General features: G+C 69.3%; 17 protein-coding genes. 10 read left to right on the forward strand and 7 right to left on the reverse strand.

Translation table 11 applies throughout. The features are described 5' to 3' along the window. Positions 1–14: 14 nt before the first annotated feature. Together T333_RS27765 and T333_RS27770 are read left to right on the forward strand one after the other, a co-directional pair. A complete protein-coding gene (locus tag T333_RS27765; RefSeq protein ID WP_496426327.1) occupies positions 15–1,388 on the forward strand; it encodes an FAD-dependent oxidoreductase in 1,374 nt (457 codons plus the stop codon). After that, entirely contained in the window at positions 1,381–3,165 is a 1,785-nt protein-coding gene (locus T333_RS27770) for a hydroxysqualene dehydroxylase (RefSeq protein WP_496426328.1), read from the forward strand. The genes T333_RS27765 and T333_RS27770 overlap by 8 nt, the downstream gene beginning before the upstream one ends. Positions 3,166–3,171: 6 nt before the next feature. On the opposite strand, the gene T333_RS27775 is transcribed toward T333_RS27770, so the two are convergent. Continuing rightward, positions 3,172–4,401, reverse strand: coding sequence for an MCE family protein (locus T333_RS27775; RefSeq protein ID WP_496426329.1), 1,230 nt, complete (start codon positions 4,399–4,401; stop codon positions 3,172–3,174). 133 nt (positions 4,402–4,534) lie between these two features. Between T333_RS27775 and cyp51 the strand changes: the two genes are divergently transcribed. Then, positions 4,535–5,896 carry a lanosterol 14-alpha demethylase gene (gene cyp51 / locus T333_RS27780; protein ID WP_496426330.1) on the forward strand — a complete coding sequence of 454 codons (1,362 nt, stop codon included), beginning with the start codon at positions 4,535–4,537 and terminating at the stop codon, positions 5,894–5,896. A gap of 85 nt (positions 5,897–5,981) precedes the next feature. Here cyp51 and T333_RS27785 read toward each other — a convergent pair whose 3' ends face one another. Genes T333_RS27785 through T333_RS27805 form a run of 5 tightly spaced genes read right to left on the reverse strand, consistent with a single transcriptional unit; the run spans position 5,982 to position 10,937 of the window. Beyond that, the gene (locus T333_RS27785) at positions 5,982–7,208 is read right to left on the reverse strand and encodes a cytochrome P450 (protein ID WP_496426331.1); all 1,227 of its coding nucleotides are present in this window, start codon (positions 7,206–7,208) and stop codon (positions 5,982–5,984) included. A gap of 46 nt (positions 7,209–7,254) precedes the next feature. Next, positions 7,255–8,880, reverse strand: coding sequence for an acyl-CoA synthetase (locus tag T333_RS27790; protein ID WP_496426332.1), 1,626 nt, complete (start codon positions 8,878–8,880; stop codon positions 7,255–7,257). A 22-nt stretch (positions 8,881–8,902) separates the two neighbouring features. Further along, positions 8,903–10,153 (reverse strand): hypothetical protein, encoded by a 1,251-nt coding sequence (locus T333_RS27795; RefSeq protein ID WP_496426333.1) that lies wholly within the window; start codon positions 10,151–10,153, stop codon positions 8,903–8,905. A gap of 5 nt (positions 10,154–10,158) precedes the next feature. Next, positions 10,159–10,710 (reverse strand): Cif family virulence factor, encoded by a 552-nt coding sequence (locus T333_RS27800; protein ID WP_357246697.1) that lies wholly within the window; start codon positions 10,708–10,710, stop codon positions 10,159–10,161. After that, positions 10,710–10,937 (reverse strand): ferredoxin, encoded by a 228-nt coding sequence (locus tag T333_RS27805; RefSeq protein ID WP_355003588.1) that lies wholly within the window; start codon positions 10,935–10,937, stop codon positions 10,710–10,712. The genes T333_RS27800 and T333_RS27805 overlap by 1 nt, the downstream gene beginning before the upstream one ends. Before the next feature lie 449 nt (positions 10,938–11,386). On the opposite strand from T333_RS27805, the gene T333_RS27810 reads away from it, so the two are divergent. The 3 genes from T333_RS27810 to T333_RS27820 all read left to right on the forward strand — a co-directional run bounded on the left by T333_RS27810 (position 11,387) and on the right by T333_RS27820 (position 13,764). Further along, positions 11,387–11,563 (forward strand): hypothetical protein, encoded by a 177-nt coding sequence (locus tag T333_RS27810; RefSeq protein ID WP_355003589.1) that lies wholly within the window; start codon positions 11,387–11,389, stop codon positions 11,561–11,563. 416 nt (positions 11,564–11,979) lie between these two features. Continuing rightward, positions 11,980–13,239, forward strand: a complete 1,260-nt coding sequence (locus T333_RS27815; protein WP_496426334.1) for a PucR family transcriptional regulator — start codon at positions 11,980–11,982, stop codon at positions 13,237–13,239. A 90-nt stretch (positions 13,240–13,329) separates the two neighbouring features. Next, the gene (locus T333_RS27820; RefSeq protein WP_355003591.1) at positions 13,330–13,764 is read left to right on the forward strand and encodes a CBS domain-containing protein; all 435 of its coding nucleotides are present in this window, start codon (positions 13,330–13,332) and stop codon (positions 13,762–13,764) included. Positions 13,765–13,785: 21 nt separating this feature from the next. On the opposite strand, the gene T333_RS27825 is transcribed toward T333_RS27820, so the two are convergent. Further along, entirely contained in the window at positions 13,786–14,217 is a 432-nt protein-coding gene (locus tag T333_RS27825; protein WP_355003592.1) for a pyridoxamine 5'-phosphate oxidase family protein, read from the reverse strand. A 230-nt stretch (positions 14,218–14,447) separates the two neighbouring features. Here T333_RS27825 and T333_RS27830 point away from each other — a divergent pair, with 230 nt between their 5' ends. The 4 genes from T333_RS27830 to T333_RS27845 are packed head-to-tail and all read left to right on the forward strand — an operon-like array spanning position 14,448 to position 19,835. Then, positions 14,448–15,662, forward strand: a complete 1,215-nt coding sequence (locus T333_RS27830; RefSeq protein ID WP_496426335.1) for an aminotransferase class V-fold PLP-dependent enzyme — start codon at positions 14,448–14,450, stop codon at positions 15,660–15,662. Beyond that, positions 15,659–16,945: a heavy-metal-associated domain-containing protein gene (locus tag T333_RS27835; protein ID WP_496426336.1), complete on the forward strand. Its 1,287-nt coding sequence runs from the start codon at positions 15,659–15,661 to the stop codon at positions 16,943–16,945. The genes T333_RS27830 and T333_RS27835 overlap by 4 nt, the downstream gene beginning before the upstream one ends. Then, positions 16,942–18,507 carry an alanine racemase gene (locus T333_RS27840; protein WP_496426337.1) on the forward strand — a complete coding sequence of 522 codons (1,566 nt, stop codon included), beginning with the start codon at positions 16,942–16,944 and terminating at the stop codon, positions 18,505–18,507. Before T333_RS27835 ends, T333_RS27840 begins: the two co-directional genes overlap by 4 nt. Beyond that, a complete protein-coding gene (locus T333_RS27845; RefSeq protein WP_496426338.1) occupies positions 18,507–19,835 on the forward strand; it encodes a pyridoxal-phosphate dependent enzyme in 1,329 nt (442 codons plus the stop codon). Before T333_RS27840 ends, T333_RS27845 begins: the two co-directional genes overlap by 1 nt. Positions 19,836–19,864: the final 29 nt, after the last annotated feature.

A 19,864-nucleotide genomic window follows, 5' to 3' on the forward strand; every position in this document is an offset into this window, starting at 1 on the left:
GAGGTGGTTCGAAAATGCCTGGCGCCCCTGCCATTCCGGTCGAGGACACCGAGGTTGTCGTGGTGGGCGCCCGCTGCGCGGGTTCGGCGACGGCCGCCGCGTTCGCACGGGCGGGCGTGCGGGTCGTGTTGTTGGAGGCGACCCGATTTCCCTCGGACACGCTCTCCACACACCTGTTGTGGCCCGGCGGTGTCGCGGAATTGGCGCGTCTCGGCGCGCTCGATCGCGTCACCGCGTTGGGAGCGCCGCCGCTGCGGACCGCCTACGCGGCGGGCGCGGGCCACACCATCCGCTCGCCGTTCGCGCCGGTGGACGACGTCGACTACGCGCTGTGCGTGCGCCGCACTGGCCTGGACGCCGCGCTCGCGGCCACCGCGGTCGACGCGGGCGCGGACTTGCGCGAGGGTGCCCGTGTCGGCGAATTGCTGTGGCGCGGAGAACGATGCGCGGGTGTCAGGTACTCCGACGCCTCCGGTACCCGTGAGCTGCGCGCTGCCCTCGTGGTCGGCGCCGACGGACGGCGCAGCACGGTGGCCCGGCTGGCCGGGGCGTCCGGTCCCCGGCTGTCCGCGCCGAGCGGACGGGACTGCTACTTCGCCTATTGGCGCGACACCGCGGCCGGATGGCGCGAGGTGGCCGCGCAGTGGCGCGACGGTCCCGATCTGGGCACCGCCTTTCCCTGCGACGACGGACTTCTGCTCGCCCTGGTGCAACCTCCGGCGAGCGCGGACCGTCCCGGCCCCGGCGGCGCCGAACGACGCTATCGCGAAGCGATCGAACGGATTCCCGGGCTGGCGACCAGGCTCGCGGGGTGTGAGCGAGTCGGTCGCGTCCGCTCCGCGACGGGGCTGCTCTCCTACTTCCGCCGATCCAGCGGCCCGGGCTGGGCCCTGCCCGGCGACGCGGGACATTTCAAGGATCCGGTGACCGCCCAGGGCATTCGGGACGCGCTGCACTACGGCCGACGTCTCGGCGAACTCGCCGCCCCGGTGCTGCACGAGCCGCAGCGGCTGGACGCGGCACTGCGCGCCTGGGAGTCCCAGCGCCTCGCCGACTGCCTCGGCATCTACCAGTGGACCAACCGGCTGGCCCGCGGAACTGCCATGAGCCCCTTGGAGATTCAGCTCTATCGCCGCGCGACGAGCGACCCGGAGCTGGCGCAGGCGGTCACCGCGATCTTCTCGCGCACAAGGGATCCGAAGGACGTCTTCACCCCCGCGCTCGCGGCGGCGCTGGCCGTCGGCGCGCTGCGCGAGGCCTGGCCCTCGGTCGGTCCGGTGCTGACCCATCTCCTGCACGAGGCCCGCGACACCGCCGCCGACTGGTGGCAGTCGCGCGCCCACCACGCTCTCGCACCCGCCACCTGCTCAGGAGAACGACATGCGTGACAAGCGACCGCCTTCCGGCCCTTCTCTCACCCGCCGCGAAGTTCTGCGCGGCGCCGTGGCCGCGGGTGTCGGCCTAGCCGCGACCGCTTCGACAGCCACCGCCACACCGGGAGTGCAGCGGACGCCCGCGCCCGGACGATCGGTGGCGATCTTCGGCGGCGGCGTCGCGGGACTGTCCGCGGCCCACGAGCTCGCCGAACGCGGATACCAGGTCACCGTGTACGAGCCCGCGTTTCTCGGCGGCAAGGCGCGCAGCATGGGTGTGCCGGGCACCGGCGTCGGCGGACGCTTGGATCTGCCCGGCGAGCACGGCTTTCGTTTCTTTCCCGGCTGCTACCAGAACATCCCGGATACGATGCGGCGCATTCCGTTTCCCGGGAACCGTGACGGTGTCGCGGGAAACCTGGTCCGGGTGGAGGGCACGGTCGCCGGGTTCCGTGGGCGCCCACCGATTTTCGTGCCCGTCGAGCTCGGGGCGATCGATCAGTTGACACCGCAACGCTTGCAGAACACCATCGTCGGCGCGTTCGGCTTCGTCCCCGAGCTACCGCCGTGGGAACTGGCGTTCTTCGCCAAACAGATGACGGTGTGGTTCACCTCCTGCGCGGAGCGGCGCTACGGGCAGTGGGAGTACGTCACCTGGGAACAGATCCTGCACGCCCAGGGCAAGTCGCCCGCCTATCGCGACTACCTGGTCAACGCGCTCACCCGGATCACCGTCGCCGCCAAACCGCACGTCAGCTCGGCGCGCACCATCGGAACGATCGGCGAGGCGCTGGTGCTGGCCGCGACCGGGGCGATTCCGCAATACGCCGCGGGCATCGACCGCATCCTGAACCGGCCGACCAACGAGGCGTGGATCGATCCGTGGGTCGGCTACTTGCGTTCGCTCGGCGTCCGTTTCGTCATGAACAGGGGCGCGAGCGCACTGGAACTGCGTGGCGGGCGCATTGTGTCGGCGACTGTCCGCGGGGCGAACGGCACGGCCGAGAATGTCACCGCGGACTGGTACGTCTGCGCCATGCCGGTGGAGCGGACCCTTCCGCTGCTCAGCGACCGGATCCTCGACGCCGATCCGCGGCTGGCGGGCATGCACCGGCTCCACACCGACTGGATGGTCGGCATCCAGTACTACCTCACCCGCCCGACCGAGCTGCCGGAAGGCCATATCGCCGCGCTCGGTTCGCCGTGGGCGCTCACCGCGCTGCGCCAAGCGCCCATGTGGGTGGGCGATTTCGCCGCACGCTACGGCGACGGCGCGGTGCGCGAATGTCTTTCGGTGGACATCTCCGACTGGGACTCCCCCGGCGTGCTCTACGGCCGACCGGCCAAGGAATGTGGCCGCGAGGAGATCGCCGCGGAAGTGTGGGCGCAACTGAAGGAATGGCTCAACACCGCGACGGGCTGGCTGCGCGACGAGGACGTGCGCTCCTGGCACCTCGATCCCGGAATCACCTGGCGCGGTGGCGCGATCGACAACGCGACACCCTTGCTGGTCAACACCGTCGGCTCCTACGATCACCGGCCGGAGGCGCACTGCGCCGTCCCCAATCTGTTCTTCGGCGGCGACCACGTGCGCAGCAACATCGATCTCGCGACCATGGAGGGCGCCAACGAATCCGGCCGCGCGGTGGCCAACGCGATCATGGACGCCGCCGACGACCCCGGTCCGCGCGCGCCGATCTTCCCGCTGGTCTCGCTGCCGATCTTCGATCAGGCCAAACGCGTCGACGCCGAGCGCTATCGCGCGGGCCTGCCCCACCTGCTGGACGGCTGAGGCTCCTCACCGGCGGGCGACGCCGGGCAGCCCACCGAAGAAGATCTCGAACACCGTCGGCGGATCCGCGTGCAGCCGGGCGCTGGTCGACGGGACGAACAACGCGCCCTCGCTGGTGTCGGTCACGACGTAGTCCGCGTGCGCGCCCGGTGCGCGCTGTTCGATGCCGGAACAGTCCGGACCGCCGGTCGCGTTGACCTTCGGCAGGTCCTCCGGATATTTGTACGGTTCCGAGGCCAGCATGAAGTTGGTGTTGAACACCGCTCCCGGCACCATGCCGCCGAATATCGTCTCCGCCAACGGCATCATCGCGGCGACGCCGTTGACCACGCAGCGCAGCGCAGGCCGGTACTCGTTCAGCAGCGCGCTCCCCGGGCGCAGCAGCCGCAGCGCCGTCGCCATCGGCTGCTCGGTCTCGGTGAGGACCGCGCGGGTGGTCTCGGCCAAACCCACCACGTTGAGCAACATTTCGTCCAGATCCGCGGCCCGGTCCGCGACCGTCGCGCCGATCACGGTCGCGTTGTCGACCGTGCGCAGCAACTCCCCCGCCGTGTCGGCGTAGAGTTCGGTGACCTCGGCGGTGGCCGTCATGTCGTGGGCCAGCTGGGGCAGGCTCGGATTCAGCTGGCGCAGTGTGACATCCGCGCGCTCCAGCAGATCGCCGAGCCGCTCACCGCGACCCTGCAACGCGGCGCTCAATGCGGCCAGTGTCGAATTCAATTGTCCCGGTTCTACTTTCGCGAGCACCGTGGAGAGCCGCTGGAACAAGGTGTTGAACTCGACGGTCACCGATTCCGCCCGGACCACCGCCCCCGGCGCCAGCGGGCGCGGTGACGGCGCGGCAGGCGGCACGAAGTGCACGAATTTGGCGCCGAAGACCGTCGTCGAGCGGATGTCGACGAGGGCGTTCTCCGGGACCATCCGCAGCGACTCCGGATCCAGCTCCAGCCGCAGCCGCACCCGGTCGGCGTGCGGTTCCACGGCGGCGACGCGGCCGATCTCCACGCCGCGCATCCGCACCGCGGCGTCCGGATCGAGCACCAGCCCCGAGCGCGGCGCGTCGACGAGCACCGTCGCCGTCGACTCGAACCGGCCCGCGTACATCGACATGGCGAGCAGCACCACCGCCGCGATCATCGAAACGAACGCCAGCCCGGCGAATTTGAGCCGCACCGTCGCCCAGGTGGCCCACAGGATCGGGAAGCGCCCCCGCGAGGACTGTTGCCGTGCGTCCACTCTTCACCCCTTCGAGAGGGCCCTGCGCGCGATCACGCGACCGCGAATCCCTTGCTCGCGTCCGGTCGACAGTAGTACTGTCCAGACACGTGTCCAGCATATGTCTGGACAGGTATCTGTGGAAGGATTTCCGATGACTCTGGTGAAACCACAGCGCGTCTCCGGCGGCGAGCACGAGCACGGACATCTCGAGGAGTTCCGCTCCGACCCGATCGCGCTGATGCGCCGGGTGCGCGCCGAGTGCGGCGATATCGGTGCCTTCGAACTCGCGGGCAAGCGGGTGGTCCTGCTCTCCGGGGCGGAAGCCAACGAGTTCTTCTTCCGATCCGGCGACGAGGATCTCGACCAGGGCGCGGCCTATCCGTTCATGAAGCCGATCTTCGGCGAGGGGGTGGTCTTCGACGCCAGCCCGGAACGCCGCAAGGAGATGTTGCACAACCAGGCGCTGCGCGCCGAGCACATGCGCGGGCACGCGGCCACGATCGCCACCGAGGTCGAGCGGATGCTCGCGCGCTGGGGCGACGAGGGCGAGATCGACCTGCTCGACTTCTTCGCCGAGCTGACCATCTACACGTCCTCGGCCTGCCTGATCGGCGTGAAATTCCGCGACGAACTCGATGGCAGGTTCGCGCATCTCTATCACGAACTCGAGCGCGGCACCGACGCCTTGGCCTACGTGGACCCCTACGCGCCGATCGAAAGCTTCCGCCGCAGGGACGAGGCCCGCGCCGCGCTCGTCGAGCTCGTCCAGGGAATCATGGACAAGCGGGCTGCCCGTCCCGCCGAACGCGGCGACCGCGACATGCTCGACGTGCTGGTCTCGGTGCCCGGCGAGAACGGCGAACCGCGCTTCAGCGCCAGCGAGATCACCGGCATCTTCATCTCGATGATGTTCGCCGGTCACCACACCACCTCCGGCACGGCGGCGTGGACGGTCATCGAGCTGCTCCGCCACCCCGAGCTGCTTGGCAGCGTCGTCGCCGAGCTGGACGAGCTGTACGCGGACGGTTCGCCGGTGAGTTTCGGTGCGCTGCGCCAGATTCCGCGCTTGGAGGCGGTGCTGAAGGAGACGCTGCGACTGCATCCGCCGCTGATCATCCTGATGCGGGTGGCCAGGGGCGATTTCGAGGTGTGCGGTCACCACATCGCCGAGGGCGACCACGTGGCCGCCACGCCCGCCATCTCGAACCGGTTGCCCGAGGACTTCCCCGATCCCGAGACCTTCGATCCGGGCCGCTATATCGACCCGAACCAGGAGGACATCGTCAACCGCTGGACGTGGATCCCGTTCGGCGCGGGCAAGCACCGCTGCGTCGGAGCCGCGTTCGCGCTCATGCAGCTCAAGGCGATCTTCTCGATCCTGTTGCGGGACTGGGAGTTCGAGATGGCCCAGCCCTCGGACAGTTACCGCAACGACCACTCGAAGATGGTGGTGCAGCTGCAGCAGCCCTGCCGGGTGCGCTACCGCAGGCGCGGTCTCCGGCAGAACGGGTGAATGCCGGGGCGGTTCGGATCGGCACTCCGACGGACACGCTCGAACGGCCGCGGCGGCGAGTCGCGGCCGTTCGAGTGTCGCCGTCTCAGTCGTAGCGGACCTGCCAGCTCTTGACGCCGTTGATCCAGCCCGACCGCAGCCGCACCGGATCCGAGACCTGGCGCAGGTTCGGCATGGCGTCGGCGAGAGCGTTGAACATCAGGTCGATCTCCAGCCGGGCCAGGTTCGCGCCGACGCAATAGTGCGTGCCCGTTCCGCCGAAGCCGACATGCGGATTGGGATCGCGCAGGATGTCGAAGGCGAACGGGTCGGTGAACCCGTCTTCGTCGAAATTGGCCGAGCTGTAGAACAATCCGAGCCGCTGACCGGCGCGGATGCGCTGCCCGCCGAGCACCACGTCCTCGGTGGCGGTGCGCTGGAAGGCCGTCACCGGAGTGGCCCACCGGACGATTTCGTCGGGCGCGGTGCGCGGACGGCTCGCGCGGTAGATCTCCCACTGCTCCGGGTTGTCCACGAAGGCCTTCATGCCGTGCGTGATCGCGTTGCGCGTGGTCTCGTTGCCCGCGACCGCGAGCAGGATCACGAAGAAGCCGAACTCGTCGGAGGCCAGCGCCTCGCCGTCGACGTCGGCGTGCACCAGCTCGGAGACGATGTCGTGCACCGGGCACGCGCGGCGCTGCTCGGCCATGTTCCACGCGTAGCCGAGGATTTCGGCGGAGGCGACGGTCGGATCGCCGTATTCGGGATCGTCGTAGTTGAGCATCTGGTTCGACCAGTCGAAGACCTTGCGCCGATCCTCCTGCGGCACACCGAGAAGTTCGGCGATCGCCTGCAGCGGCAGCTCGCAAGCCACCTGCTGGACGAAATCGCCTCCGCCCGTTCGCTTCGCGGCGTGCACGATGCGTTCGGCGCGCTCGGTCAGCGCGGCGCGCAGGCTCTCGACCGCGCGCGGGGTGAATCCTTTGGCGACGACCCGGCGAATCTTGGAATGTTTGGGCGGATCCATGTTGACCAGCAACGCGCCGGTGAGGTCCATCTGCTCCGGGGTGATGTCACCCGGCAGCCGGATGATGGCGCCTTTGCGCTGCGAGGAGTACAGCTCCGGATGGCGCGAGATCTCCTTGACGTCCGCGAGCTTGCTCACCACCCAGTATCCGCCGTCGCGAAATCCGCCCGAGGTGTCGTCGGGCTGGGCGTTCCACCACACCGGCGCGGTGCGGCGCAGCAGCGCGAACTCCTCGACGGGGCTGCGGTTCTGCCAGAGCGCGGGGTCGGTGAAGTCGAAACCCGCGGGCAACGACGCTGCGGTCATGTCTACCTCCTGGGATGGAATGCCCTGCGGCGCAGAGCGACCCGGTTCACGTGGATCGGTGATCGGGCGCGCGGCCCGCGACGTAGTCGGTAGCCCAGCGGTAGTCGGGCTTGCCGCTCGGTGAGCGCACGATCGCCTCGGTCACCCAGATCTGTTTGGGCACCTTGTAACCGGCCAGATGGTCGCGGACGTGGTGTTCCAGCGCACCGAAATCGATCCGGCCGGGTTCGGTGCCCGCGACGACCGCTGCTACCTGGTGGCCCCAGCGCTCGTGCGGCACCCCGACCACCACCGCGTCGTAGACCTGCGCGTGCGCCTTCAGCACGCCCTCGACCTCTTCGACGAACACCTTCTCGCCGCCGGTGTTGACCACCATGTTGCCGCGCCCGATCAGGGTCACCGTGCCGTCGTCCTCCACGCGGGCCCGGTCGTCGGTCACCACGATGCGCGCGCCGTCCACCGACTGGAGCAGCCGTTCGGACTTGCCGGGATCCTTGTAATACCCGAGCGGCACCGCGCCGGTCTTCGCCAGCCAGCCTTCCGCGCCGAGCGGCACCGGATGTCCGTCGTCGTCGACCACCACCGCGCCACGACCGGTGCGCACCCTGGGGCCGCGCGCGGGATCGTCGTCCTTCTGCGCGAAACCTATTCCGCCGAAGCCCGTTTCGGACGATCCGATGGAGTCGGACACCACGGCGGAAGGGAACGTCTCCAGCAGGGTGTTCTTCATCGCCTGCGAGAGCAGGGCGGCGCCCGAGGCGATGGCCAGCAGCGAGGACGCGTCGACCGGTCGCCGCCGGTAGGCGTCGATCAGCGGACGGGCCATGGCGTCGCCGGTGATCACCAGCACCTGCGGCCGATGCCTGGCCACCCCCGCCCAGACGGCGTCGGGGTCGAAGCGGCGCTGGAAGATCACCGCGTTGCCCGACCACAGCGCCGTGAAGGTCGGCATCATCGCCGCGGCGTGGATCAGCGGCGGCAGCACGAACCAGGTGCTCGGGTCGCCCGCGGCGCCGGTGCGCGACTGCTGATACTCGTCGGCCACGGGTTCGCCGGTGTAGAAGTCGATGCCGCCGCCGAGCACCCGCCACATGTCCTCTTGCCGCCACATGACGCCCTTCGGCAGGCCGGTGGTGCCGCCGGTGTACATCATGAACAGGTCGTCGGGTCCGCGCGGGACGGATGGCCGCGCCGACGGACGATTCGCCAACGCGCTCTCGTACGGCACGGCGCTCTCGGACAGCACAGCGCCGTCGTCGGCCGGGTGGACCGTGTCGTCCTCGACGCGCAGCGCGTACCGCACGCGCGGAACCCGAGATCTGGCCTCCCGCACCGCCTCCGAGTAGCACGCGTGGTACACCAGCGCGTCCAGGTCGGCGTTGTCGTAGACGTAGGCGAGTTCCGCGGGGCCGTAGCGGTAGTTGATGTTGATCGGCACGGCGGCGAGTTTGAAGCAGGCGATCAACGTCTCCATGGTCTCGACGCTGTTGTGCATCTGGAATCCGATGTGCGCGCCCGCCCCGAGGCCGGAGGATGCCAGGTGGTGGGCCAACCGATTGGCCCTGGCGTCGAGTTCCGCGAAGCGCACGCGACGCTCGCCCTGTAGTACCGCGGTCCGGTCCGGCATGGCGTCGACGGCGTGCTCGAAGAGGTCGGCGAAGTTGTTGGCCATCTGATGTCTCGCTCGTCGGCCGTCACACCACGGTGAGCGGCAAGGGTTTTCCGCGATCGGTGAACGCGAAGTCCGCGCCGGTGCTGAATCGGGTGATGGCGACTTCGGCGGCCTCGCGGAACGGTTGGTCGGCGAGTTCGAAATCGACGGTCAGCACACCGTCGTCGCCGTCGACGGCCGTGGCGAACCAGCGCGGGTTCACCGCCCGAGCCAGCGCGTCCAGCGGCGCGAGGTGCTCGGGATCGAGCAGCGCGGGCCACGCGCCGTCGGCACCCGCGCCGCTGTCGCGCGGAATACGCAGGCGCACAGTGTCGTCCGTGCCGTAGATGGTGATGCCGGTATAGGGCAACGGGTTCAGCGCCGGATGCGCCGCCAGCACGGTGGCGAGGGCGTCCGCGTCGTCGCCGAGCCGCAGGCAGCGCCGGATGCGGTCGGCGGTGAGTCCGGCGATGCCGGTGAACTGTTTGCGCGCGATCTCCGTCGCGGCCGGCGCGTCGGCCTTGGCCCGCACGGCCACCAGGAAACCGAGGGTCAGCAGATGGTGCTGGAGACACACCTCCTCGGCCATGCGCACCAGCGCCGAATGCGAGAAGTCCGCGAAACGCAGGTCGCTCAGCAGCGGTCCGGCGTAGTCGCACCGGCCGTCGTCGGCGGGATCGATGGGCGCCAATACGGTTCGCGCGGCGGCGGACTCGGCCACCACGGCCGCGTCGCGCGGCACCGGCGGCGGTTCGTTGGCCGCGTCGATGGTGACCCGCCAGGCGCAGACCGGTCGGCGGTCGGCGGGCCGCCGTGGCGGGCGATGAATGGGGCGGACCTGCGCGTGCGGGTTCGTCGCCAGCGCGGTCGCGTCGAAGGTCGGGTCCTCGATGTCGTGGCACATCGACACCACGAAGTCCTCACCCATCGGCTCGACGTCGGCCAGCGCGCCGCAGTGGTCGAGCCAGAATTCGCCGTGCTCGTGGTCGTCCACCCGGAAGCGGAAGTCCATGAACTGCGGCGGCGCGCCGATGTCGAGCTGCAACCCCTTGAAGATGGTCGCCACGCCGTCGCCCGCGAAGCCGAGCGCCCGCTGCATCCTGCGGGTGTACACGGGACTGGCCAGCCGCCACTCCTCGATGGCCACCTCCGCCATGCCGGTTCTGCCGAACGCGGCGATGGAGTGCGCCATGCCGGAACGGTCGATGAGGTGCCCGCACAACAGCAGTTCGGGTACCAGCGCGGCCAACGTCTGCCGGGAGAACCGCGCGTAGCGGCTCGGTATCGCGCTCATCGCCGTCACCACAGCGAGGCGGGCGCTTCGCCGACGCGGTACCAGCCGGGCAGCGGCGTGCCGGAGGTCGAGCGGGCGATGCGCTGCTGCATGCCGGGGGTCAGCGCGTTGTTCGTGATCATCTCCAGGAACAACGCCGAGACGTTGCCGAAGTCGAAGAAGTCGCGCTGCCAGGACCATTGGAAATCGCCCCCGTACCGGAACCAGCTGCCGCCGATGCCCTCCGGACTGTACGGACGACCGTCGGGGCGCTGCGCGTCGGCGACCTGCTTCCAGAAACCGATCACGGTCCCGCTGCGGTCGTCGACGACGAACTCCTGGTACGGGTAGGTCCAGCCCTCGAGGCCCGACATCTCCTGTCCCAGCGCGATATCGCGGATCTCGTCGCGTCCGACCGCCATGAATTCCTGGGCCGGACCGTAGTTCCAGCCGTAGGTCGCGTCCACGGTGTACATCTCGGCGAGCGGCTTCCAGTCGCCCTTCTCCTCGCAGCGCTGGTTCTCGACGATCCAGCGGCGGATCATCTCGTCGAGCTCGGCGCGGTCGTAAGCGGCCATCAGTGTGCACCTTTCGCGGCGTCGTCGGTCTCGCCGTCGTCGGCGAGGGAGAGGGCCCTGGTCGGGCAGTAGCGGATCGCGCTCGCGACCGCTTCGCGCAGTTCCGGGTCCGGGCTCGGCTCGAGGATCTCCACCTGGCCGCGTTTGGGCACGGCGAAGACGTCGGGCGCCTCGGACTGGCAGACGGCGTGGCCCTGGCACAGGTCGAGGTCGACGGAGATCTTCACGGCGCCCTCCCCTCGCCGGGCACGGACACCCTGGCTGTCATCACACACCTCGATTTCGAGAACGGGTTCGCCCAGACCGTTCCGACGGATACAACCGTTGAGACAGATACCTGGACACGTGTCTGGACGGTACCACCGCAATCCGCGGCCAACAACGGTTTCGAGACAAGAGGGCGCGGCGGCCGAGGCGGCGCATCCACGCCACTGTCGACGAGAAGATTCACTCCCGGATCACACGCCATGCGCTACGAGGGCCGCTGGCCGAGACAGTTGGCCGTCCAAGATCACGGCGCGTTGTCAAAACCGTTATCGCACAGCGATGTTCGCGCATCTGTACTTGCATCTGTATCGAACACGGACCTACACTCGGCCCGAAAACAGAGGAGATTCACCGAGCCCGTGCCAGCGTTGCCACGAGGACTCCTCGCTACCGCCCGAAGGTCTTTCCCATGGATCAGTCGCTACATCGTTCCCGCCGACTCGGCGTCGCCGATATCGCCGCCGTCTACGGCACCGAGGCAGTGCACCGTCGCATCGCCCAGCTGCGTGCCTGCGGACAGCACTATGCGGCGGTGGCGATAGAACGCGAAATCCACAGCGCCGCAATGGAAGACGGAGGGGGATAGAGTCCGGCTCGGGAGCGAGCCATCCCCGGCGCCGACGACTCGGCCGCCGCACGGGAGCCTGTCGGCGCCGCGCACCAGCGAGACGTCGACCGGACATCCCCGCGGGGAGCCAGAGAACCGAAACGCGCCCACTTCATAGGTCCGCCGCGCTCGGCGGCAGGGCGCGGCGACTCCGAGGGCTCACACATCGGCGCGATCGACTGCGGCCGTCTGATACGCCGACGCCGATACATCCGATCCGAGCGCCGATCCGCCGGTCACCGCGATTTCGAAGCTTGCATTCGGAACTATGCACAACGGTGGTGCGATGCAACGTATCTCACCGAACCCTCCCCCTGCCCATAACCGTTTCGTATAGTGATGCAACGATTCGGGCGCAGTTCTATTTCGTCCGATGTGGCACTGGAGCACTACGTATGACCTTCACCGCGCTGGATCTGTCCGCCGACACGTCCGCAACGGCGCTCGAAATAGGCGGACAGCCGGCATCGGTGCCCCTGCAGAACACCGACGGGGTCGCCTCGCGCATGGTGGGGTACTTCGCGACCTGCGTCGCGCCGTGCCGCACGCTGCCCGGTGAGCAGATGCGCGGCGACGTCACCAAGGTGACGCGCTTCTGCCTCGCGCTGGCGGCCGAGATGTTCGATCGCCGGACGGTGCCCGACGACGCCCAGCTCGGCGAGGTCAGGGAAGCCGCGGCGCAGTGGGCGCGCGAGGCGGTCCCGCTCGGCACCATCCTGCGCGCCTACCACGAGGGCCTGCGCATCGCCTTCGGCTTGGTCACCGAGGGCGCCAAGGCCGACGACGTGGACGAGCTGATCGTCGCGACCGATCTGATGCTGGAACTGCTCGAGGTCATCACGGCCGCGGTCTCCGACGCCTACGTCGACGAGCAGCACCTCGTCGCCCGCGAGCACCAGACTGCGGCGCAGACGCTGGCCTCCGCCCTGCTCAGCGGTCGCGGCAGTTCCGCGCTCGCGAGGCAGGCGGGCATCCCGATCGCGGAGGCGTACCAAGTGGTGGCGCTCTCGGTGCCGGAGCATCCGGACGAGCGCGAGCCGCGAGTCGACGCGCAGGTCGCCGCCCGCCGCAAGCTACGCCGACTACAGTCCGCGCTGGCCACGGTCTTCCGCTCGCGCGCGCTCGCCCTGCTCTCCACCAAGGGCGGCACGCTGCTCATTCCGCTCGGCGAGGACACCCCCGCGCTCACCGCGGAATTGCTCGACACCCTCTCCGCGGGCGCCGAGGTGCCGCTCACCGCCACCGTCGTCGTCGGCGACACCGATCGGATCCCGGATTCCGCCGAACAGGCCCACGAACTGCTGAACCTGGTCCGCGTCGGCGGCCGCGCCGCCGGGCTGTATCAGATGTCCGACCTGGCCGTGGAATACCAGCTCACCCGCGGCGGGCCCGCCGCCCGGCGGATCGCGACCATCCTCGACCCGCTCGACGCGCACCCCGAACTGTTCGACACCATGCGTGCGTACCTGGGCAACGACATGAACCGCCAGCTCACCGCGCGCCAGCTGTACGTCCATCCCAACACCGTCGACTACCGGCTGCGCCGCATCGCACAGCTGACCACCATCGACCTCGCCACCTCGGCGGGCATCTCACAGGCGGCCATCGCCCTGCTGGCCAGGGACCTCGACCGCAGCGTGGCGCGGCGTTTGTAGATATCGCCCGCGCAACGATGCGGATTCGTGCTGGTCACCCGCTGCCGAACTTGCGATCCTGGAACCCCGTGAGTCTGGATGGTGAAAAGTATGCGAATCGCGGAGATCTTGCGCAGGAAAGGTAGCGACGTCGCCACGGTTCCGCCCGACACGACGGTGCGGAGCCTGCTGGCCGCTTTGGCCGAGCACAACATCGGCGCGGTGGTGGTGTCCCCCGACGGCATGCGGATCGCGGGCATCGTCTCCGAGCGCGATGTGGTGCGCCGCCTGCACGAACTCGGCGCGGACCTGCTGGACACGCCCGTCGCGGACATCATGACCGTCGAGGTCCGCACCTGCGCGCCCGACGACCACGTCGACAGTTTGCGCCGAATCATGACGGACCACCGGATCCGGCATCTGCCTGTGGTCGTGGACGACCGGCTGATCGGCATCGTCAGCATCGGCGACGTGGTCAAGAGCGCGATCTCCGAACTCGCGACCGAACGCCAGCACCTGGTCGACTATCTCCAGGGCCGGTACTGAACTCGCGCGTCCAGGCCCTGTCTAGAGCGCGGACAGGTCGCCGAGGTCGGCGGACAGCCACCGCTCGGGTCGCATGTACACCGCGACCTGCTCGCCGTACGCCTCGGCGGCCTTCAGGTAGGCGTCGACCTTGTCCGGCGGCAGGTAACGGGCGACCATCTCGCGGTGCAGTTCGTCGGTCATCGGCGTGATCCGGGTGACCGGCCCCTCCACGCTGACGTAACGCACCGTGGGCTCGAGCCGCTGCACCATCAGGCTGAAGCGGCCCGCCTGCCTGATATGCCGCATCTTCGCCGACTCCGGACCGGTCAGCACCCACACCTCGGCGCCGGGTGCGTACTGGTACCAGATCGGCACGTTCAGCGGGCCGCGATCCTGGCCCGCCGCGACGGCCAACGCCGCGATGTGCGGCTCTGCGAGAAATCGCTGACGCTCGTCCTGGCTCAATGGCATGCGGTCCAGGCTAGCGCGTGAAAGACGTTGTCCACCTGAATTCTTCGATCACCTCGGGAAAAGTGCGTATCGTTGGTGGGTGTCCAGGGCATCGGCGTGAAGGGAGCGTCACGTTGCGGTCACCCGCGCCAGGCTCGCACTTCACCCGCTCCCCGACCGTGCGCCACTCCCCCGGTCACCGGTTCCCCGCTTCGCCACCGCCCCGCACCGATATTGTCCGTGCCGACGCCGTGCGCGCGCTGTTTCCGGCGCTGACGGAATCGCCCGAGGTCTATCTGGACAGCGCGGCGACCACGCAGAAGCCGCTGCCGGTCATCGAGACGATCCACCGTTACCACTCCTCCCGCACCGCCAACGCCGGGCGCGGTACCTACGCTTGGTCGACCGAGCTGACCGCGCGGGTTGCGGACGTGCGCGCCCGCGCCGCGGCGTTCCTCGGCGCCGACCATCCCGACGAGGTGGTCTTCACCGCGGGCGCCACCGCGGCGCTCAACGCGGTCGCGCTGTCGTGGGGACTGGCCGAGCTCGCCGACGGCGACGAAATCCTCTACAACCCGCGCGATCACGCCTCCGCCGTGCATCCCTGGCACCACCTACGCCAGTTGCTCGCCCGGTTCGGCCGCCGCATCGAGCTGGTCCCCTACCGGACCACCGAACTCGGCGAGGCCGACACCGCCGACATCCTCGGAAAGCTGACCCCGCGCACCAGGCTGATCGTCACCAGCCACCTGCACCACGTCTACGGCGCGGTGACCACGCTGGAAGAACTGCACGGACGGATTGATCCGTCGGTACTGCTGTGCTTCGACTGCAGCCAGAGCGGCGGGCACCTGCCGGTCGACGTCACCGAGCTCGGCGCCGATTTCGCGGTATTCGCCGCGCACAAGATGTTCGGTGCGCCCGGAGTCGGGATCCTCTACTGCCACCGGCGGATTCACGATCGGCTGCTGCCCTTCCTGCCCGGCGGGAATTCGGGGGTGCGGCTCACCGAGTCGGGGCTGGTCGGCACGGCGATGCCCGACCTGCTCGAGGGCGGCACCCACAACATCCCCGGCATCCTGGCACTGGGCAGCGCGCTGGACGTGCTCGAGTCCTTCGGCATCGAGGCCATCGCCGCGCACAACCGCGCGCTCACCCTGCGGCTGATCGAGCGACTGCGCGCGGCGCCCGGGCTGGAGTTCCTGCCCGGGCCCGCCTACGCGCCGTGCGCGACGGGCTACGGCATCGTCTCGTTCCGCATCGCCGGAATCAGTGCCGCCGACCTGGGTTTCGTGCTCGGCGAGATGGGTTTCCTGGTGCGCACCGGACTGCACTGCACGCCCGCGGCGGGCCCCGGCGCCGACGACCTGGACTCGGTGCGGGTCAGCACGCACATCTACAACACCCTCGACGAGATCGACCGGTTCACCGCCTGCGTCACGACGATTGCCGAGGAGGTCACGTGAACACCGACACCCCGCGCTACGACCGCAGGGCGGCGTCCCGGGTTCTCGCCGGGCTCGCCCAGCCAGGGCTGTTCGGCGACGTCCCGGTGCCACCCGATCCGCGACGCGTCGAATTCACCTGTGCCGCATTGCGTCCGGAAGCGAACAGCCATCTCACGTATTCGCAGCGGCTGTACATGGAGCGGTTCATGCGGCCCTGCCGCCCGAATCAGGTGACCACCGCCACCCACCGCATCGCGTGGACCGACAGCGACGGCATCCCCAACACCGGGCACTACCGCGCCGACGGCCTCGGCCCGCTCGTGCCGATCGCAATGCGCGAGACCGTCCTCGCGCTGTGGCACGCGCTGCGGGCCGATACCGCGCTGGTGCGCCGCGCCGAGGAACTCGGCAGCCGGGAGCGCGCCGTGCTGGTGGGCACCACCACCGATCACGAACCGCTCGAGATCTTCCGCGTCGGTATCGAGGCAACCGGCCGCGCGCTCGCCCAGCACGCGCTGCTCGCGCGGCAGACGCCCTACCGCGACGCGATCGAATTCGCCACGGGCATGCGGGATTCGGGCCTGTTCGCGGCAGTCGCGACGCGCTGGTTCTGGGAGTTGCAGGCCTCCACCTACCGGCGCGGGATGATCCCGGTGACCCTGGCCGCCCAGCCCGACGGCACCGTGCGCTACACCGCCGAATCGGTGGCCACGCTGCGCGCCATGAAGGACGCCACCATCGCCGACGCGCACACTGTCATGCGGCGCGCGACCACGGTCGAGGGCCTGAGCGTCGAAGACGCGATCGCCAAGTACCACGAGGATCTCGACGTCATTTCCCGTCAGTACGCGCTGCTGCCGCCCGGTACCCGACCGACCTGCCTCGCCGCGATGCCGCATCAGCTCGACGGCGCGCACTACAGCCTGCTGCCCATCGTGGTCGACCGGTTCGTCGCGGTGTTCATTGAGATCGTGGCGAGCTGCCGCCCGGTGGAGGTCGCCGCGGCGCTGGACGAACGCACCGCCGACGATCCGGTGACGGCCGAGGATCGTGTCTTCTACGTACCGGATATGACCTGCAAGCACTGTGTCCGCACGATCACCGGCGTGCTGGAGTCGATGGGGCTCGTGGTCGCCGAGGTGGACCTGATCAGCAAGCGGGTGGTCGCCGAGTTCCGCAGCCCGCGCAACCGGGCGCGCGCCTTCGAGGCGTTGCGCGACGGCGGGTACAGCCCGGTCGCCGACAAGCCCGATCCGGCCGACGACGAAATCAGTGCGCAGCCTTCGGAATCCGCGGTATGACGGCGCCGCTACCGGCGCTACCCGCGAAGATCCATCCGCTGGTTCGTGCCTTTCTCGACGCCCGCGACGCCTTGGACGAGACGCTGATCCGATTCGGGTCTCCGGTGCATCTCGTCTTCCCCCAGGTCTTCGCGGACAACCTGGAACACTTGCGCGCCACACTGGACCTGGAGCTGCCCCGCTATCGAATCTGCTACGCGCACAAGGCCAATCAGTCCCGCGCCTTCGTCCGCACCGCCGAGCACGCGGGCATCGCCATCGACGTGGCCTCGCCGCAGGAGCTGGCCAGCGCGATCGGCGCCGGATTCGGGCCGATGCGCATCGAGGTGACCGGCCCGAAAGGTGAGGCGTTCCTGCGCGATCTGATCGACCGCGGCGCGACGATCAACGTGGACAACTTGTGGGAGCTGCGCCGGATCGCCGAACTGGCCGGTGATCGCGCCGAAGTGCCGGTGCTGCTTCGTGTCTCCGGCTTCCCCGGGTCGCCGCTGAGTCGCTTCGGGGTGCCGCTGAGCCATGCGGACCGCGCCCTGGATCTGCTCAGCGCCCATCGCGGACGAATCTCGTTCCTCGGCTTCGCCTTTCACCTCGACACCGGCGAGAACGCCGAACGGGTGCGTGCCGTCGACGCCTGCTTGGCGCTGGTCGAGCAAGCCTACGCGCACGGCTTGTCCCCCAGCGTGCTCGACCTCGGCGGCGGTCTGCGCCAAGTCTTCACCGCCGACGCCGACCGGTTCGACGGCTACGTCCGCGCGCTGCGCGAGTCGCTTCTCGGTCGCGGCGAGCCGATGAGCTGGGGGGACAACGCCTTCGGCTACCACGTCGAAGGCGGGGCGGTGCACGGCACGCCGGTGTTCCACAAGTACGCCAACACGATTCCGGCCACCAGGATGCTCGCCGAGCTGCTGACCTCGCCCCTCGAACGGCACGGCGGACGCACAGTCGCCCAGGTCGCCGCGGACAATCTGCTCGATCTCTGGCTCGAGCCCGGCAAGGCCCTCGTCGACCACGCCGGGGTGACGGTGGCGCGGGTCGTGTTCGTCAAGGAACTCGGTGACGGCACGCTGCTGGTGAACGTCGACCTCAGCCGCGACGCGGTGACACCGGCCGATCAGGAGGTGATGGTCGATCCGATCGTGCTGCCCGGCGCCGCGCACGACAGTGTCGCGCGCGAGTGGTCCGGCGACGGCGCGATCACCGCGCCGTGCTCGGCGGCCGACACCGCCCCCGCTCCGCGACCGGTGCGCGAAACCGAGCCGGTGGGAGTGTTTTTCGCCGGACGCCTGTGCCTCGAGCGCGACCTGATCACCAACCACAAGGTCTGGCTGGCGAATCGCCCGAGGGCGGGGGATCTGGTGGTCTTCCCCAACACCGCCGCCTACCACATGGACCTCTCGGCGGCCTCGGCGTCGATGCAGCCACCGCCGCCGAAACTGGCCGTGGCCCACCGCGCGGGCGGTTTCCAAGTCTGCCGCGACGCCGACTACGAACCGCACGTTCCGGCCGATCCGCTGTCGGCGCGACGGCCCGCCACGGTGCCGCGGGAAGCCGGGGCGCCCTGATGCGCTACGACCACATCACCGAGCTGATCGGCAATACGCCGCTGCTGCGCCTCGATCCCGCGGTCCACGGGCTCGAGCACGTCGAGTTGTACGCGAAACTGGAGTCGCACAACCCGTTCGGCTCGGTGAAGGACCGGGTCGCCTGGGGCATGATCAGGGACGACCTGGACGCGATCACCGCCGCGGGACAGACGCTGATCGAGGCGTCCAGCGGCAACACCGCCAAGGCGCTGCGGGTGCTCGGGGGACTCTCCGGCGTCGGGCTGCGCGCGGTGACCAATCGGATCAAGGTCACCGAGGTGCGCGATCTGCTGCGACTGCTCGGCACCGATATCGTCGAGCTGCCCGGGCTTTCCGAGTGCCCGGACCCGACCACGCCGAACGACGTGTATTCGGTGATCGAGTCGACCATGGCGAAAGAGCCCGGCGCGTATCATCATCCGTCGCAGTACACCAACGAGAAGAACGTCGAGGCGCACTGTCTGGGGACCGGGCGGGAGATCCACGAGGACCTCGCGGCCGACGGCATCGCCCGGGTGGATTATCTCGTCGGCGGGCTCGGCACCACCGGGTCCACCCGGGGTGCGGCGACGTATCTGCGCAAGCACAATCCCGAATTGCGCACGATCGCCGTCGTTTCCGAGCGCTCGGATTTCATCCCGGGCATTCGCTCGGAGACGGAGATGTGGGATGTCGGGCTGTTCCAGCCGGATTTCTACGACCGCATCGTCACCGTGACATCCGGCGACGCCGTCGACGCGACGCTGCGGCTGGCCACCGGATACGGTGTGCTGGCCGGGCCGACGAGCGGCGCGGCCTACGCGGCGGCCATGGAAACCCTTGCCGAGCTGGACCTCTCGGCGCGTGACGCGAGCGATCCGGTGGTCGCGGTGATCGTCGTCTGTGATCGGCTCGAGCCCTACCTCTCCTACATCAAGAAGCGCAGGCCGGACCTGTTCGACCGGCCGGACCGGCGTAGGGAACCGACGGCCGCCGAACTCGCGGCCACGCCACGGCTCTCGCCCGCCGAACTCGCGGAACTGGACCGCACCGGACGCCCCACCATCGTCGACACCCGGGGCGCGATGGCCTATCGCATCGGGCACGTCCCCGGCGCGGTGAACATCCGCGACGATCAGCTCGACGACATGCTGGGCCAAGGCGTCCCGTTCCCGCGCTCGCGGCCGGTGGTGTTCGTGTGTCCGGTCGGTGCGGTCTCGCTGCGCTTCGCCGCGCTCGCCCGGCACGCCGGATACGACGCGGCGAGCCTGGAGGGCGGCATCGTCAGCTGGCGCGACGCCGGAATGGCGCTGGAAAGCGGGGCCTGAACGGCCGATGTCCGGTAGGCATTACTGTG

Source organism: Nocardia sp. CNS-044 (genome assembly GCF_059570515.1).

Coding starts and splice junctions, on each gene's coding strand:
- T333_RS27765 (WP_496426327.1), top strand. CDS start 15: ATGCCTGGCGCCCCTGCCATTCCGGTCGAGGACACCGAGGTTGTCGTG.
- T333_RS27770 (WP_496426328.1), top strand. CDS start 1,381: ATGCGTGACAAGCGACCGCCTTCCGGCCCTTCTCTCACCCGCCGCGAA.
- cyp51 (WP_496426330.1), top strand. CDS start 4,535: ATGACTCTGGTGAAACCACAGCGCGTCTCCGGCGGCGAGCACGAGCAC.
- T333_RS27785 (WP_496426331.1), bottom strand. CDS start 7,208: ATGACCGCAGCGTCGTTGCCCGCGGGTTTCGACTTCACCGACCCCGCG.
- T333_RS27790 (WP_496426332.1), bottom strand. CDS start 8,880: ATGGCCAACAACTTCGCCGACCTCTTCGAGCACGCCGTCGACGCCATG.
- T333_RS27795 (WP_496426333.1), bottom strand. CDS start 10,153: ATGAGCGCGATACCGAGCCGCTACGCGCGGTTCTCCCGGCAGACGTTG.
- T333_RS27800 (WP_357246697.1), bottom strand. CDS start 10,710: ATGGCCGCTTACGACCGCGCCGAGCTCGACGAGATGATCCGCCGCTGG.
- T333_RS27810 (WP_355003589.1), top strand. CDS start 11,387: ATGGATCAGTCGCTACATCGTTCCCGCCGACTCGGCGTCGCCGATATC.
- T333_RS27815 (WP_496426334.1), top strand. CDS start 11,980: ATGACCTTCACCGCGCTGGATCTGTCCGCCGACACGTCCGCAACGGCG.
- T333_RS27820 (WP_355003591.1), top strand. CDS start 13,330: ATGCGAATCGCGGAGATCTTGCGCAGGAAAGGTAGCGACGTCGCCACG.
- T333_RS27825 (WP_355003592.1), bottom strand. CDS start 14,217: ATGCCATTGAGCCAGGACGAGCGTCAGCGATTTCTCGCAGAGCCGCAC.
- T333_RS27840 (WP_496426337.1), top strand. CDS start 16,942: ATGACGGCGCCGCTACCGGCGCTACCCGCGAAGATCCATCCGCTGGTT.
- T333_RS27845 (WP_496426338.1), top strand. CDS start 18,507: ATGCGCTACGACCACATCACCGAGCTGATCGGCAATACGCCGCTGCTG.